Source organism: Methanomassiliicoccales archaeon, assembly GCA_036504055.1.
Taxonomy (GTDB): domain Archaea; phylum Thermoplasmatota; class Thermoplasmata; order Methanomassiliicoccales; family UBA472; genus DASXVU01.
In genome coordinates this window covers 33,836-49,946 of sequence record DASXVU010000004.1, presented here as the reverse complement: position 1 = coordinate 49,946, position 16,111 = coordinate 33,836, and the positions used below count along the sequence as shown (strand labels likewise).

At 51.7% G+C, this 16,111-nt stretch carries 15 protein-coding genes and 1 tRNA gene; 11 read left to right on the top strand and 5 right to left on the bottom strand.

Features of this window, described 5'->3' with window-relative positions; all coding sequences use genetic code 11:
* Window positions 1–409: 409 nt before the first annotated feature.
* Complete coding sequence (locus VGK23_01075; GenBank protein HEY3419128.1) at window positions 410–847, bottom strand: hypothetical protein; 438 nt, start codon at window positions 845–847, stop codon at window positions 410–412.
* Window positions 848–942: 95 nt separating this feature from the next.
* Between VGK23_01075 and VGK23_01070 the strand changes: the two genes are divergently transcribed.
* Window positions 943–1,110, top strand: coding sequence for a hypothetical protein (locus VGK23_01070; GenBank protein HEY3419127.1), 168 nt, complete (start codon window positions 943–945; stop codon window positions 1,108–1,110).
* 2 nt (window positions 1,111–1,112) lie between these two features.
* Here the strand turns inward: VGK23_01070 and VGK23_01065 are convergent, their stop codons facing one another.
* Complete coding sequence (locus tag VGK23_01065) at window positions 1,113–2,387, bottom strand: hypothetical protein (GenBank protein ID HEY3419126.1); 1,275 nt, start codon at window positions 2,385–2,387, stop codon at window positions 1,113–1,115.
* Window positions 2,388–2,471: 84 nt separating this feature from the next.
* On the opposite strand from VGK23_01065, the gene VGK23_01060 reads away from it, so the two are divergent.
* From VGK23_01060 to VGK23_01045, 4 genes are all read left to right on the top strand, one after another.
* A complete protein-coding gene (locus tag VGK23_01060) occupies window positions 2,472–2,639 on the top strand; it encodes a hypothetical protein (GenBank protein ID HEY3419125.1) in 168 nt (55 codons plus the stop codon).
* A 283-nt stretch (window positions 2,640–2,922) separates the two neighbouring features.
* A complete protein-coding gene (locus tag VGK23_01055) occupies window positions 2,923–3,120 on the top strand; it encodes a hypothetical protein (GenBank protein HEY3419124.1) in 198 nt (65 codons plus the stop codon).
* Window positions 3,121–3,194: 74 nt separating this feature from the next.
* Entirely contained in the window at window positions 3,195–3,410 is a 216-nt protein-coding gene (locus VGK23_01050) for a hypothetical protein (GenBank protein ID HEY3419123.1), read from the top strand.
* A gap of 156 nt (window positions 3,411–3,566) precedes the next feature.
* Entirely contained in the window at window positions 3,567–6,086 is a 2,520-nt protein-coding gene (locus VGK23_01045; GenBank protein ID HEY3419122.1) for a hypothetical protein, read from the top strand.
* A 1,109-nt stretch (window positions 6,087–7,195) separates the two neighbouring features.
* Here the strand turns inward: VGK23_01045 and VGK23_01040 are convergent.
* A tRNA-Ala gene (locus VGK23_01040) sits at window positions 7,196–7,270 on the bottom strand.
* Between the two features lie 214 nt (window positions 7,271–7,484).
* On the opposite strand from VGK23_01040, the gene VGK23_01035 reads away from it, so the two are divergent.
* Window positions 7,485–8,081 (top strand): hypothetical protein, encoded by a 597-nt coding sequence (locus tag VGK23_01035; GenBank protein ID HEY3419121.1) that lies wholly within the window; start codon window positions 7,485–7,487, stop codon window positions 8,079–8,081.
* 63 nt (window positions 8,082–8,144) lie between these two features.
* Here the strand turns inward: VGK23_01035 and VGK23_01030 are convergent, their stop codons facing one another.
* A complete protein-coding gene (locus VGK23_01030) occupies window positions 8,145–8,987 on the bottom strand; it encodes a response regulator (protein HEY3419120.1) in 843 nt (280 codons plus the stop codon).
* A 146-nt stretch (window positions 8,988–9,133) separates the two neighbouring features.
* Window positions 9,134–10,510, bottom strand: a complete 1,377-nt coding sequence (purB, locus tag VGK23_01025; GenBank protein ID HEY3419119.1) for an adenylosuccinate lyase — start codon at window positions 10,508–10,510, stop codon at window positions 9,134–9,136.
* Between the two features lie 187 nt (window positions 10,511–10,697).
* On the opposite strand from purB, the gene gvpD reads away from it, so the two are divergent.
* From gvpD to trmY, 5 genes are all read left to right on the top strand, one after another.
* Window positions 10,698–12,308, top strand: a complete 1,611-nt coding sequence (gene gvpD / locus VGK23_01020; GenBank protein HEY3419118.1) for a gas vesicle protein GvpD P-loop domain-containing protein — start codon at window positions 10,698–10,700, stop codon at window positions 12,306–12,308.
* 171 nt (window positions 12,309–12,479) lie between these two features.
* Complete coding sequence (locus VGK23_01015) at window positions 12,480–12,893, top strand: winged helix-turn-helix domain-containing protein (GenBank protein ID HEY3419117.1); 414 nt, start codon at window positions 12,480–12,482, stop codon at window positions 12,891–12,893.
* 112 nt (window positions 12,894–13,005) lie between these two features.
* Window positions 13,006–13,875, top strand: coding sequence for a phosphoserine phosphatase (locus VGK23_01010; protein HEY3419116.1), 870 nt, complete (start codon window positions 13,006–13,008; stop codon window positions 13,873–13,875).
* Window positions 13,876–14,150: 275 nt separating this feature from the next.
* Window positions 14,151–15,494 carry a signal recognition particle protein Srp54 gene (locus VGK23_01005; protein HEY3419115.1) on the top strand — a complete coding sequence of 448 codons (1,344 nt, stop codon included), beginning with the start codon at window positions 14,151–14,153 and terminating at the stop codon, window positions 15,492–15,494.
* Window positions 15,491–16,108: a tRNA (pseudouridine(54)-N(1))-methyltransferase TrmY gene (gene trmY, locus VGK23_01000; protein HEY3419114.1), complete on the top strand. Its 618-nt coding sequence runs from the start codon at window positions 15,491–15,493 to the stop codon at window positions 16,106–16,108. Before VGK23_01005 ends, trmY begins: the two co-directional genes overlap by 4 nt.
* Window positions 16,109–16,111: the final 3 nt, after the last annotated feature.

The window sequence follows — 16,111 nt, the reverse complement described above, 5'->3', positions numbered from 1 at the left end:
AACATCATTATTATTAACCTGAAACACATTACCAAATCATGCCAGCGGTTCAGACCATTCGTACCCCATGGACAGGACGGGGGCCAGTCCCCGTCACTGTCCCTAGCTGTTATGGCCTATTTACCTGCATTTCGGACAAATGCAAGACTTGTCCACAGAACATCTATTGCAGCCAGAATAGCAATTCTCAAATCGTTGCACATATCTTGATTAAAGTCCATTATCGATCTAAGCAATCGAGTGAAGATGTGTTAATGTGATACATTTAATAATAACGATTTATATTATACTATTGGGATTGAACCCCCGATCCGGCCGGTCGTGCAAACGGCCGGGTCACCTTTGACATTTTCAGAGAAAAGAAAGGTCCGGACGTTCTAGAAACCGTCCAAACCAGCTTTATTGTTTCCTAATTGATTTCGACCCGTTCGACCTTGACGGTTTCAAGGATACTGTGGATGATCTCCCGCTCCTGGTCCATTTCTTCCATGATCTCATTGGCCACCGAATCGGGGACAGTTCGGCCAATCTCGACCTTGATATTGACTAAGGGGTTGAATTCCTGCCGATTCGGTTTTGCTATGTTATCAATATTGTTCGCTCTAGCGTTCACGGTCTCGATATGGCTCTGGATCACGCCATAGTCATCCCTGACCGTCTCTTTCATGACAATATCCCTAACCCTCATTACATGCTCGTTCCGCTTCTTTTCCCTGGCCCAAGCGAGAATGCCTTGCTTCAATTCCTCTTTCAGCTTTTCCAGGTCCTCTTGATCATGCTCAACGTCGAGCTCCAATACCAGGCTAGTCTCGCAATAGATAGGCCAATCATTGTTTTTCCAATCCATGTCATTACCTCATGTTATCTCCTATATTGGAGATTGCGACAATATAGGGGGAAAGGATATATGTATATTTCTCCATTATCTCCAATATAGGTATTATGCCCGAAACCAAGTCAGAAATGAAATTCCTTGGGTCATCGAAGGTCAGTTCCAAGTTGCGGATCAGCTTGGTAAAAGATGCGGCCGATCTGATGGGCATTAATGACGGTGACCACATCCTATTCTATGAGGGTGAAAAAGGCCAGGTATTCATTAAGAAAGGGTAATTTCATTCTTTGATATCAATTTCCTGAATAAGGTGATCAAAGGTTATCATCAACTCTCCTGGCAATAATGCAACATTTTTTTCTGTGACGTCATCGGGAGATTTATGAAAAACACCCGAATCTCTAATCGCCTTTAGTGAATCTGTGGGTATGAAATAGTTCGGTTTGATTCCACGTTTACGTTTTATAATTCCTTGTTCATTTAATGCCTCGATTGCCCGTTTTATCTCCTTCTCCAATCTAATTTGGAATGGGTTTTTTTCATCATATGGAATTATTTCTTTTCCTCCTATCGTCTTAATTGGTCTTCCCCTACCAACGAAGAACTGAGCGGTATTAAAATCCGGTTTAATAACCGTATATTGAAACATTAACTTCGGTGACCCTATTTCGATGCCGTTGTTGCATAAATCAGAGATTACCCTGAAAATTCTGCTGATAATGTCCTTCTCACTTCTTACTACTGTTTGATATTCTAGAAATCTTCCACGTCTTATTATTCCGAACCTTCCCCTTTCCAATTCATCCCACCACCTGCTGCCATCCAGATCAACATTGAATAGTGATATCAATACCGCTTTTATCCAATTGACTCTAAATATTATTGTTACTCCGAATCGTTTGCCGAGAGCATTACGAATCTCGATTGGAGCATATTTGATCTCGCCTGAATATGAATCTGAGTTAATTAGGGCAAGTTTTTTTCTAGCTTCTTTTGACACAAAATACATTACATTGATTCTTTCTCGATCATGAGTATAGAGTGGTCTTTCATCTCTGTAAATACAATCCTTGTCCGATGTTAAGTTAATGAAATCCATCATCTCAGAGACAATCTTATTCTTATCATCTTCGAGGACCAGAATCTCCCTTTCCGGGTCTTCAAAGTCATGAAACTCACAATCATTAAGGTATCTTGTGAAGACACCCATAATCTCTCGGGGGTCATTCTGCTCCATAAGAATCCTCAATAATTCCATTTTAGCATCTTTTGGCATCCAGTTTTGTATCATGCTCGCCACATAAGTGGGATAAAAAATTTGCACCATACTTTCTATCATTTCATTCTTGATCTCAGGATTTTTATAGGAATAATAATTGGATACGAGACTCAGATCTACCAAGAAATCAATAATGGAGGATGGAAGATTCGTTTCTATTTTTTTATCCAGCCTTGAAATGAATACTCTTTCACTTGGAGTCGCAGGTAAATTGTATCTATACTTTGCTTCTTCAAGAAATTTCTTTTCTTTCGGGCTAAGAAGAATACTGGACATGATTTTTCACCAACTTTGTTATCAATTTATTGTTATCAAGATATTGCTAATAATTTATCTAGATTATAACAGTTTCTAATGTCTATGGCAAAGGTGCCGTATACGATAAGCCTCGACCCGGAGGACATTGAAAAGCTTAATCGGGTGGCGCAAAGGAAAGACCTGCCTCCAAGAACCCTGGCACGGGTTTTTGTGGTGCAGGGAATACGAGCAGAGGCGACGGAGAACCAGATAAAGGCGGTGGCACAATGACCTCGATTGAGCTAACCCGCAAGTGTCCAGGATGCTTGAAAAAGTTTTCAATCACGGTGAATTCGAGGGATTTCATTCCGATTTATTGTTCCTCAAAGTGCCAAACCGACTTGGAATCACAATTGGGACTCGGTCCAGACCTAACCCTGTCGGGTATCCCGAAACAGACGGACCCACATCTGGCCCTCGTTCGACATTCATATTTTCGCCGAGTGAAATTGTACAAACTCCAAGATGATGGGGATGAGGAAAAGGAAGAGGAAAAGAAGAGGAATGAGCAATAATGCCACTTCCCGACATCTTCCTCGGCTCGACCGGCCCGGCCGGATTCGCTCTTGTCATCCTATCAGCGATGGCGACCACAAGCGCCGGTATGATGTTGCTGCTCGGAGTCACCGGAATCGGAAGACGATTGCGGTTGTTGTTCGGCTGCGGAGGGGCGGTTTTGGGAATTGGGATCGCTTTTGCGGTGATCCTATGAAGATCATCGACAACACGAGCTCGAGGGGTGAAACAACTTGCCTTTGACCTCTGGTTTTGCTATTGCGGTGATCAATGCCATACTGCGATGGAAAGACCGTCGAAAGCCGCCTGAAAATGGAGAAAAAGTCCAGGAGTTTTGTGTATAAAAACGGCTCTGTGGAGGGTAGAAAAAAAGCGGAACAGGAAGGCGAACAAATTCTTTCAAAAAGGAGGTTCAATCATGTCAGAAAGGGAAGGATGCACAACCAAGAAAAGAAACAATCTTCAAGTCGTACCGAACGGGTATAGCTACTGTTGGGTAGCCTACGGTTGGGCTAAAGACCAAGACGAGCTCGTTGAGTTCATAACCCATCTACCGTCGAATGAGTTTGACGGATTCTTTTGGAAGTATTATCGATGGGGGAGCCCGGAGGCCCGTCGCATGATCGCAATGGGAGGTTTAACATGACCGACCTTCCCCCTATTGATGATAATCTAAACGCCAAAGTGATCAAGGACCAACAGATTTGGCTAAACGAGCTCGGCCATCTTTCGACCAAGTTCAAGAGCCCCATCATGGTCCAATATTCGCCGGACCTGAGAGGACGCTGGATGCCCATTATAGGCAACCAGACCCAACTCATCATCGCCAGAACGATCTTGCCAAATGAGCTGGTATTCGATTTCGACCAAAAAGATTGGAATGTGCTAAAGGTCGAGGCCAGAAAGCTGATCTCTTACCTAGAGAGCGAGGCCGTTCCGTATATCTCCGGATGGTCTGGAGGAAAAGGTATCCATGTCCATGTTTTCATTGATGCCGGTACTCTGAAAATCAATAAGGTCCTGCTTGATAAGGTCCAGGAGCTCGAGATAGACCCGCTCAAGATCATGAGGGAAACTGTTTATGACCTGATTATCAACGACTCTGGAATCGATATCAAACTGGCAGGGCTAGACCCTTCAGCGATCAGTTGGAGATCATACCCAAGCGGGAAAGGCCATATGATAAGGGAGTTCGGTTCATTAAGGGACAACGGCAGCAGAAAAACATGGATCGATGATATTCCCGAAGAAAGACCGACCAAGGACACCATAAAGTTCCAGATGCCTTGGACCGGATCAATTCACCAATGGGATATAACAGAATTGTCCGAGCTGATCAACGGGGAGATACAGAGATTCATAGAATCGGCAGAAAAAGATGATTCTCAACCTCTCTCCATTGTTTCTGAACTGGATGCAATCCCTTGTTACTATCATCTGATGCAAGGGATGAAAGAGGGGCTCAGGAATCCTGGAGCCTATCGGATTGCCCGGTTCAACTTGTTGATGGATGTCCCTCAGGCTAAAGCGCAAAAGGACATGGTCACCTATGCTCACAAGTGCCAGGGGTATGATAACGAGCTCGAAAAGGGTTGCCTGGAAACCCTCAAATCGGCTTACAAAGGCGAGAAATCCAACCATCCCGGCTGCGGTCCCATCAAGGAGACTTTCGGGGAAGAGGTCTGCGACTGGAAGAAATGCCCATTGAAGCAGGATAATCCATCGTTCCAGGACGAAACCCCGACCGACAAATCTTCAACTAGCAAAAAAGGAAAGAAACCGATCTACTCAAAACAAATCTTCGATGCAGAGCCATTTCAAGACCCCAATAACGGATTAGGTTTTGTCATACCATCCTTCAAGGATAACCCAATCAGGTCATTTATCGAATGGGAAAAAGAGAATAAGGAACTGGCTCATCAACTGGAAAGTAAATTCTCCAGCATGTGTTGGCCCCTTCCATCTCGCCCTAATATGAGAGAGCCAGACCCGAAATTATTGGAAGATATTACCGAATTCATTAGAAAACGGGTTTGGTTCAGCGATGAGTCAGCTTATTCGACGCTAGCTGCCTGGGTGATATTTTCTTGGATTTTCGACCAATTCGAGATCTCCCCTAGAGTGATCATCGTCGGTACGACCACTGTAGGAAAATCCTGCTGCGGTGAGACTCTTCAGATGTTGACTTACCGGGGGGCAAAACTTATCGATTCTACCCCTGCGGCGCTCTTCCGTCTTATCCAGTCCTACCGAATAACGGTTTTTCAGGACGAATACCAGAAGATACCAAAGGAAAGAAAGCTGGAGATGGCAGCTGTTTTCAATGGAGGGTATCAGAAAGGCTACAGTGTCCCGAGAGTGAACGAGAATGGGGGAGTTGACCTTTACGACCTGTACTCACCGATGCTGATTGGCATACGGGATAAGCTGCCCGATGATGACAACCAGAACCGCTCGCTTATCATAACGATGCTCCAGAAACCCAAGGAAATAGAGCTGAAGGAACGGGGAGATCTGGATGGGAGCGAAGACCTGAGGACTAGGTTATTATCGTTAAGGCTCAGGGTATTGTCGGGGAAGATCGACTTTGATTCATACCTCCAGAAGGTGAACAAGGAGATCAGTGCTCCAATCGAATTGGACGGCACGACAATAAAACTGGAAGACAGATCGAAGGACAACGCAAGGAGCATTTTAACGGCTGCCCTGATAGCGGGAGGGCAAAATGATATTGTTTCCTTCATTGCCCGGTCTCAAGGAGTTTCCGGTGCCGAGCTCAAGGATTCTATGTCGGCTAGGGTCTTTTATGCCCTTCAATCCGAGTTTAATTCACAATTCAAGAAGGTAGAGAAACAATCAACCATCGAAAAGGAGCCGTTGACCAAGGATAAAATGAGAGCGAAAGCTATCGTGGATATTAGCACCAGGAATGTAACCGACCAATTGAACACCGATCTCAAGCAGACTGGAGACAATTTCAACGAAGAGGTAAAGACCCGAACTGTCACCAACCTTTTGAAAGGCATGGGGTTTGTTGCTGAACCAGGAACCGGCAATCTTTCTTTCTTCAAAAACGTTGAGCAATTCGAACTGGCATATAGGTCCAATTTGCAAAAATTCGGCGACAGAACGAAATCGTCCAGTGAACAGGGTTCAAAATAGTTAGAAGGCGAAAAACGTGATTTACCTCGTCCTAACTCGCTTGCCAGTATCCCAAATAGTTAACAAGTTAACAAGAAAGGGGTACGGGGGTAGGTCGGGAGCGAGAGAATTTGTATCTCACACTGTTTATCATGTCTTTGAGGGGAACTAATGCCAACGGCATGGTATTCCCTCGGCAGGGAGCTAGATGCCTATCTGCAAGAGCTAAGGGATGGGAATAGGAGCGAGGTCACGATCCGTGACTACAAATGGGCTCTAAAGACCATCCTTCAAGCCCTACAGGATGCCAAGCTCGAGCTGAACCCTCGAAAGATGGGAAGGCCCGAGATTAATTACATTCGCAATGATTTCCTAGTCGGGAGATCAGAGCGGTACAAGGCGAACATGGTATCCATGCTGATGGGTTTCCTGAAATGGACTGGTAATCAAGAGGTAGCAAAGATCAAGATAGGATTCGGGAACCTAAGATCGTCAAGGGTAAGATGGCTGACGGATGAGCAAGCAATGACAGTAAAGATGAATGTTCGGGGGATTGAGAAGATGATAGTCCATTGCGAGCTAGACCTCGGAATGAGACGGATCGAGCTCATACGTCTGAAGGCCAGCGATTTCTCCAGCGGACGGATCAATTCCGTTCACCTTCTAGGTAAGGGAAGGTATGGAGGAAAGCCCAGGGACATCAACTGGCATCCGGAGACGATAGCAGTTCTCGAAGAGTACCTTGAGATAAGGGACCGGGAGATCGCGAAGGCGAGGAAAAAGAACAAGGCGGTAGTCGTTCCGGATAAGCTGCTGATCTATCAGCGGAACGGACAACTGCATGCCTATCAGAAGAGCGCCATCGAGAAGATCCTGAACAAGATCGGGGAACGGGTAGGATTCCATTTCTCCAACCACGATCTAAGAAGGACCTGCGGTCGCATGATGTATCGGGCAAAGGTGCCGATAGAGCTCATAGCAAGGAAGTTCGGTCACGCCGATACAAGAACGACAATGAAGTACCTCGGTCTAGATTTCGAGGATATGAACGCTGCAGAAGACCTCTATGCAGCATATCAGGCCAGTGTGTTTCTCCCGAAAAAGGGAGGAATCGAGGTTAGCCAGGAAAATGGTGGACTGGGGGGGATTCGAACCCCCGGCTTCTGCCTTGCGAAGGCAGCGATCTTCCGCTGATCTACCAGCCCAATGTATTGACAGGGAACACTACTTGGGATATAATTGTTTCTGACCAGCAATGATACTGGATTCTAGATTTCAGACCATTCCAGCTCCGCGGGTTTTGTCACAATCCCGTTAGTTTCGCGGATCTCTTCCGCTATTTTCATTTCTTGAAATGGCCTCCATCAGTATATACCGATTGAGACCGATGATAAGGCATCCTAAGGGGGATGACTAGACATGAACGCTAAGAACCTAGTGAAACTTTTAGTGCTGGCCGTGTTGATGCCAATGCTCATAATGGCCTTCGCCGTAGCGCCTGCTCAAGCCAAGAGCCCGGACTATCGGATGGTCGACAATGTGAAGGTCGATTCGTTGACCATCGACCTTTACCAAGTCCAATTGACCGATGAACAATTGGCGATGCTTAATGAGATAGTTCCGCTTCAACAGTTCCTGGATAGCGGGATCCAATACATTTTCATCAATGGGACGGCCCACATGAACGTCATGGCGAAGGAGAAGAATGACCACTTCGATGTTAACCTGCATATCAACTGGCATGGGACCATAGCCTTGCTTGATACGGAGAAGAACGTCGTCATGGCGATCGATTCAAAGAACGTCCAGTTGGTGCTCCATACCGACATACCGGTCAACGGGGATCTGTCCCAGGCCAACCTGTGGCTGAACTTCCATACCAACTCGGTCTTCTATATGGGAAGCGAGTCTGACGGTATCGACCTGAAGATGCATGTCATTCTGAGCTTCTCGGACGGTCAGTTCGACCTGGTCAAGGTCCAGCTGCCTCAGTTCGCCGATGCTGTGCTTTTCTGAACGATAAAAATAAACCTTTTCCTATTTTTCATTGATCAGGACGATTACCTTCAGGTCATATGGTCAATTATGCCCAAACATCGCATGCTCTGCCGGCTGCTTCCTCCGAAATCCAGTGAAGTCCTCCAGGAACACGAGGGCCAGGTTCTTTCCGAACGCTCTGATGGGAGCGGTGGAGACCATGAGCACGGTCTTGCCGTTCCCGTCCGCATCCGGGGTGGGAAGGACCGCCTCCACCCGAAGACATCTCTCCCCCTTGGTTATCGCCCTCTGGATCGCTTCCCAAAGGCGGCACTCGTCGCAATGCGAACTAAAGCCGCATCCATTGCCGTTCTCCTTGGAGTTGCCGCAATCGAAAGCATCGCCGCAGCGAAGGCCGATTATCTCCTGCGGTGACAACTCGGTGAACTCCAGCACCCCCTTGTTGAACGTCTGGATACGTCTTTCTTCGTCAATGATCATGATCATGAGCGGAGCGTTGTCGACGATGCTCTGCACCAGTTCCTCCGCCCCTTTCCGGTGGATCGAGTAAATGATGGCATGCTTGAGCTCGGCGAACTGCGCCTTCGGTTCCCCGCCCTTTTGGATGTAGAAGTCAGCCCCGCTATTGAGGGCGGCTATCGCCACATCCTCCCTTCCTCTACCGGTGAATAGAACGAATGGCACGTTGATCTGCCTGGACCTCAGATGCCTTAGAAGCTCGATGCCGTCCATCCCCGGCATCTGATAGTCGGAGATGACGGCGTCAAAATGATGGGCTGCGATAAGCTCCAAGGCCTGTTTCGCAGAGCCAGCGATGGTGATCCTGAATCCTCCCTCCATATCCAGGTAAATCCTTGCCAGGTTCAATAGGCCAGGCTCGTCGTCGACGATCAGGATATCATACAAGGCATCTGGTTGGAACAACTTATCGCGCTAATAGGCCAGTGCGTGACTTATCTATTTTTGCCCGATGGATCCATATTGTGAACGGTCGGCAAAACATGTCCGAGAGATCGTGGGGGAACAAAAATGATCGTAGGGCCCTGGCCGTTGGCACGGCCAGCCAAGGCTCACTTGGTCCTCTTGGGTTTCTTAGTCTTTGTCACCGCTTCCGCCTTGGCGACGACTGAATCGACGATCTGGGGCGCCACTCCGACGTAGTTCGACGGGTCCATGACCTTGTTCAGTTCCGCTTTGGTCATCCGGGACTTGACCTCCTTGTTCTTCAGGAGCATCTCCTTGAAGGTCTTTCCCTGGTCCTCAGCGGCCATGCTGGCCCGGCGGACGATCTCGTGGGCGTCCTGGCGTCCGAGACCCTTTCCGACCAGGCATATCATGACCGGTTCGGCCATCATCAGTCCCCTGGAGGAATCAAGGTTCCTCTGCATGTTGTCCTTGTGCACCACCAGCCCGGAGAAGACCGTGTCCATCTTGGTCACGATGTCATCGGTCAGCACCATGACATGGGGCAGTATGAAGCGTTCCGCGCTCGAGTTGGTGAGGTCGCGCTCATGCCACAGGACCATGTCCTCCATGGCCGGGATGATGAACGCCCGGGCGATCCGGGTCAGTCCGCACAGGTTCTCGGAGATGACCGGGTTCCGTTTCTGGGCCATGGTCGAGCTTCCCACCTGCTTCTCGTTGTCGAACGCTTCCGAGACCTCCATGATCTCCGACCGCTGCAGGTTTCGGACCTCGGTCGCGTAACGCTCGCAGGAAGTGTCGAGCATGGCCATGATCGACACCAGCTCCGCATACCGGTCACGGCAGACGATCTGGGTGGCCGCTTCCTCGATCCCCAGTCCCAGGTCCTTCATGACCAGTTCCTGGATCTCCAGGACCTTCGGGCCCAGGGCGGCACCGGTCCCGATCGCTCCGGACATCTTGCCGACGCACAGGCGTTTCCGTGCTTCGGAGATCCTTTCCTGGTAGCGCATCATCTCGGTGATGTAGCCGGCGATCTTGAATCCGAAGGTGGTCGGTATGGCGAACTGCCCATGCGTCCGGCCCATCATTATGGTGTCGCGGTGCTGCTTGGCCAGCCCGGCCAGCGTGCCGATGAGGTGAACGACGTCCGATTCCACTATGTCCAGTGCCTGGGAGATCTGGATGGCCGAGGCGGTGTCGACGATATCGTTGGACGTCGCCCCCAGATGCACATAGCGTCCGGCCTCTCCGGAGCACTGTTCCGACAATGAACGGACCATGGCCATGACGTCGTGCTTGGTCTCGTCCTCGATCTCCTTGACCCTCTCCGGTCTCACGAACTTGAGGTCCGCCTTCTTGGTTATCTCTGCAGCGGCCGCCTTCGGTATGTTGCCCAACTTGGCGTGCGCCCTGGCCAGGGCTGCCTCTACCTTAAGCTGGGTGAGGAGACGGTTCTCCTCGGTGAATATCATCTTCATGTCGTCGCGCCCGTAGCGGTAGTCCAATGGGCAAAGAAGCATTAGTTCAGCTCCGTATAGCTAATAGACAGGTGCAATGCCCGACTGCGCATAAAACCTTGTCGGGCCCGGATATCAAAGTGCACTTTTCATGGAGGCGATAGCCCCTATCGAGAGGCGACTGTTTTCATTAGCTGGACTGAGAATGAGCCGGTAAGCTTTAAGTGCGTCGAGTAGGTTCTCGCTCCGAGTGGTTCGATTGAGCGCTGATACTGGCAATGGTAGGATACCTAAAGAGGTGCTTGACTTCTTCAGGTCACCCGGTGGACACTCCCTGATAATCAAGGGAGACGCGGGAACTGGTAAGACCACATTCGCCCTTCAGCTGATAGAGGAGCTTTCACAGGAGCAGCCCGAGTACTACCTTTCCATGCGAGTGTCCGACGAGGCACTTTTCCGCCAGTTCCCCTGGTTGAGGGAGAAGGCGAAGCGGAACGAGATCCTCAAGGCCGGTAAGGCGTTCCTAAAGAAGACGACCACATTGGAAAAGGAAGAATACAATCCCAAGCAGGATGCGACGCTGAAGGCGACCAAGAATCTGCTGCGGGCGCTCACCATCACCGATTCCAACCCCTCTGTCGTAAGGACAGAGCTTAACAAGCTCGAAGGCCAGGTCGAGGCTGGTGAGATCGACCATGAGGACGAGGACGATTACAACGTCATTGGGCCGGACGGCTCTCTGGTCCTGGACATCGGCACGATGCTGCCGGAGCTGGAGCTCGCCTATGACATCACCGAGAACAATCTCCCGAAGCGTTCATTGATCATCCTGGACTCCATCGAGGCGCTGTCCGAGATATACGGTATAAGCGCGCAGCGCATCATTAACGTGCTGCAGAAGGACCTGGTGGAACATTCCGATACCAACATCATCTATGTCCTGGAGACCTCGGCCAAGTCCATAATGGACTACCTGGGGGACGGCGTGCTCATCATGGACTCCGGCGAGCACAATGGACGGCGAATAAGGCAGCTCATCATCGAGAAGCTGCGCGGCGGAAGCATACACCGCTGGAAGTACATGTTCACCCTGCAGGGCGGCCGTCTCAGCGTTTTCGACCATGACAGCGAATCCCTGCCGTCATCAAAGGGAAAACATGTCACGGTGCCGGACCCGGACCCGAGGACCATCTCTTTCGGCTGCACCGCGCTGGACCAGGTCATGGGCGGCCTTCCCCGGGGAGGCATGACGCTCATCGAGATCGACCAGGGCGTACCGCAGAGCACGGTCCAGTGGCTGGAGACCTGCATCATCGTAGACCACCTGTCCAAGGGACGCGGTCTGGTCTGGAACCCGCTCTATTCGCTCGACTACGACGATGTCCAGAAGAGGTTGCTGAGCAAGCTGGAGAAACCCCAGATGCACGACGGCCTGAACATCCTGGACACCAGCAACCAGTCGACCAATGGATACCCATTCCTGCGGGCCATCGAGGGGACCGACGCGTCACATGACCTGCGCTGGGACTCTCTCAAGTACATGCTTTCCAAATCCTCGGTGCCATACCTTTCGATACTCGGGTTCGACTCCATGGAGGCGACCTATGGCGGGGACGTACTGCCGCAGACGTTCCATCACATCGACGCCATGAGGCGTGGCGGTCACGTGGTGGTGGCGGAGGCGACCCCGATCAGCAAATCGCTGCCGCATCTTGCCAACCAGGCCACGATGCATCTCAAGCTGGAGAGCATCAACGGGACCGTGCTGATGTGCGGCCAGAAGCCTTATACGCCATACTACCATCTGGAGATCGAGATGGTGGGCGACAAGGAATGCCCCAGGCTGATGCCCCTGGTCTGAGCGCCACCTGAGGAGAAGGAGCACAATGAACCCGTCTGGGGTCATTCAAGGCACTGGAAGGCGGTCCAACGCCTCGGCCATGTGTATCCTTCGACCCGGAAGGCAAGATTTCTATTTCCTGAAAAGGAGCCCTCTGGCTTTTTATTCTCATCTTGCGATTGGGAGCTGTACATGGTCGACCTCCTGAGCGCCTCCCAGCTTCTCACCGACCCATACGCGGTCAAGATACTGGTCGCCACGGTGAGAATATCGAAGTGCGCACAGGACATATCATCGCAGTTCGGCATACCGATCGCCGCCTGTTATCGGAGGATCCGGGACCTGGAGGCGGCGGGCATGCTGGTGTGCACCGAGCGCAAGCTGACCAAGAACGGGAAAAGGGTGAACTATTACGTTTCGATGGTCAAGAGCGCCACCGTCTTCTATGAGGAAGGCAAGCTCAAGGTCAAGTTCCAGATGAAGGACGGTACCCTCGACTCCCCGAACGACGGTTGGCACGACATCGATGTCGAGCATATCGAGGACGACCTACCAAAGGACGACGAGGATGATAGCCTCGAGGACGACCCCGGGGACGGCCGCTAGTGCTCTGGCTGGCTCGGGCTACGAAACTCGAAGGTTATCGAAAGAGTTATAAATAATCTGCATTATGTCGAACTTGCCTTAATTGTCAAATGCACAATTGAGAGTGAGATTTATGACCGAACTGTTAGAGGACCTCGACCAGAAGCGTCAGCTCAACAACAACGAGGCGGAGAAGCACAGGCGGCTCCGGGATGAACTCAACGAAAAGACGAAAGAATGGGTTCAAAAGAGAGACGAGCTGAACGCAAAGGTCCGTGAACTGGTAGAAGAGGCGGCCAAACACCGCGAGACTAGGGACACACTGAACGAACAGGTCAAGGCTGCAAAGGAAAGCCGCGACCAATGGAACAAGAAGGTCAACGAGCTCAACGAGAACGTTACCAAGCTCAAGAAGGACACCATTCCTCATGAGGGACCATCGGTCCAGCGCATGAAGAAGGACCTCAAGGCCCTCGAGTTCAAGCAGATGACCTCTTCCCTCACCAAGGAGAAGGAGAAGGAACTGGTCGACCTGATGAAGTCCCTATCGATACAGATCAAGGAGCGCGAGAAGTCCCTGGAGATGAACTCCGACGTAAAGGGCGCGATCCATGAGCTCCGCGAGGCCAAGGACCAGGCAGAGGCGCAGCACAAGCTCGTCTCGGAGCTGGCGGAGAAGGCCCAGGCGGAACACGATGCGATGATCCAGCTCTACGAGAAGGCCGACTCCCTGAGGAAGGAAGCGGACGGATCGCAGGAGAAGTTCATCGAGACCAAGGTCAAGGCGGACGATGAGCACAAGAGGCACATCGAGGCCATCCGTCAGGTGCACGACTACGATAAGATCATCACCGGCCTGAGGCAGAAGGCCCGCAAGGCGAGGAAGAAGAAGGACGAATCCTCCGCCATGAAGGAGTCGGAAGAGATCTTTGACAAGTTCAAGAAGGGCGAGAAGCTCAGCACCGAAGATCTGATGACCCTTCAGAAGTCCGGCTACCTGTAGGCCGAAACCCTTTTCATACAATTCTTTATTTTTTAGCTATCACCTAAGGGAAAATAAGGTGCCTCTAATTATCGGAATACACCTTAATTTAAGAAAGCTATAAATATTCTATAATAGATAGTAGTAGTGGGAAGGTCTGGGCTAGTTTTCAGAGTGCATCCCATCCCTTCTGACAAGGCTAGCCCTTCCCAAACCTTTTTCCTTCTATCACAATTTTATGCCATCGCAAAAAGGTTATTATCGTTTGAACCCTACCGCTGGCAGAGGACTTTGAAATGGTGCTCGAGAACCTTGGCCAATCGCTGCGCGACGTACTGAAGAAGATAGTCAACGCCAGCAACATCGACGAGAAGCTGGTCAAGGAGATCACCAAGGACATACAGCGGGCGCTGCTACAGGCGGACGTCAACGTCAAGCTGGTCCTGGAGATCACCAAGGAGGTCGAACGCCGCGCGCTGACCGAGAAGCCTCCGGCAGGAAAGAGCTCGCGCGAGCACGTGGTCAGGATCATCAACGACGAGCTGGTCAAGATCCTCGGCGAACAGAAGACGCTGCCGATCCAGAAGCAGACCATCATGATGGTCGGCCTCTACGGTCAGGGGAAGACCACCACCTCCGGGAAGCTCGGACGTTACTTTCACAAGAAGGGCATGAAGGTCGGGCTGATCGCCGGCGACGTGTACCGTCCGGCAGCCTATGACCAGCTGAAGCAGATCGCCGACAAGGTGGGCATCAACTTCTTCGGCATACCCGGGGAGACGAACGCATCCAAGATCGTCGCCGAGGGCATGAAGGCGCTGGCCAACCAGGATGTGATCATCGTCGACACCTCCGGACGTCACGCCCTGGAGACGGACCTGATCCAGGAGATCAAGGACATCGCCGCCGTCGCCAAGCCGACGGAGAGGATACTGGTCCTGGACGCATCCGTGGGACAGCAGGCCGGCCCGCAGGCCCAGGCGTTCCATGAGGCGGTGGGCATCACGTCGGTCATCATCACCAAGATGGACGGTACCGCCAAGGGCGGCGGCGCGCTCAGCGCGGTGGCGAGGACGAAGGCGCCCATCGTGTTCATCGGAGTGGGCGAGCACCTGGAGGACCTGGACCCGTTCATACCGACCCGTTTCATCTCCCGTCTGCTGGGCATGGGCGACCTGCAGTCGCTTCTCGAGACCGCTAAGGAGAACATCAGCGAAGAGGCGGCGGAGGAGACCACCAAGAAGATCATGTCCGGGAAGTTCACCCTGAGGGAGATGTACGACCAGATGGAGATGCTCTCCAACATGGGCCCGCTGAAGAAGCTCATGGGCATGCTGCCCGGCATGGGCGGCGGCATGACCGACAAGATCAACGTGGAGGAGTCGCAGGAACGGCTCGCGAAGTACCGCATCATCATGGACTCGATGACCGAGGAGGAGATGGAGGAGCCCCGTCTTATCAAGGGCAACCGCATCGTCCGCATCGCGCGCGGTTCGGGCACCGACCCGAAGGACGTGCGCGAACTGATCCACCAGTACAACAACTCCAAGAAGGCGGTCAAGGGCTTCATGGGCAACCGCAAGCTGCGCAAGCAACTGATGAAGCAGGCGGGCGCCGGCGGTCTGGAGGGTATCGAGTGAGGCGGTTCGTCATCGTCGGCCACAAGGCCGTCAGCAACGGTGATTTCAAGCTGGATGACATGGCCGGCGGGGCGGGTCGTCTGGACATACTTCTGAGGTGCATCAACTCGGCATTCTTCCTGTCGCACAAGCTGCGCCGGGACGTGGAGGTGTATCTGGTGTTGCAGGGGCCGCCGACCCCGCCTCGGACCGTCCGGCTGGTCGGCAACGAGCTCAAGTACCTGAACCCGGACGAGAGGAGCACCGGGGCGCTGGTGAGGAACGCGCTGCTTCAGACCGGCCAGGGGGAGGTCAAGAGCTCGCCCGGGATCTACGTGTCGGCCAAGGGCTTCACCGATGTCATAGACGAACTGTCGGAGCGGTCCCGCATCGTCTACCTCAAGGAGGACGGGAACGACGTCCGGGACAAGAGATTCGAAGGCGACGTCACCTTCGTGCTCAGCGACCATACGGACCTGACCAGCGATGAGGAGTCGCAGTTGCTGCGCCATACGCCGGGCATTATCTGCCTGGGCCCCATCTCCTACCACGCCGATCACTGCATCATCATCATGAACAACGAGCTGGACCGGCGCTGCGAGACCGGTATCGGGGACATGCCCGAATCGCCATAACGG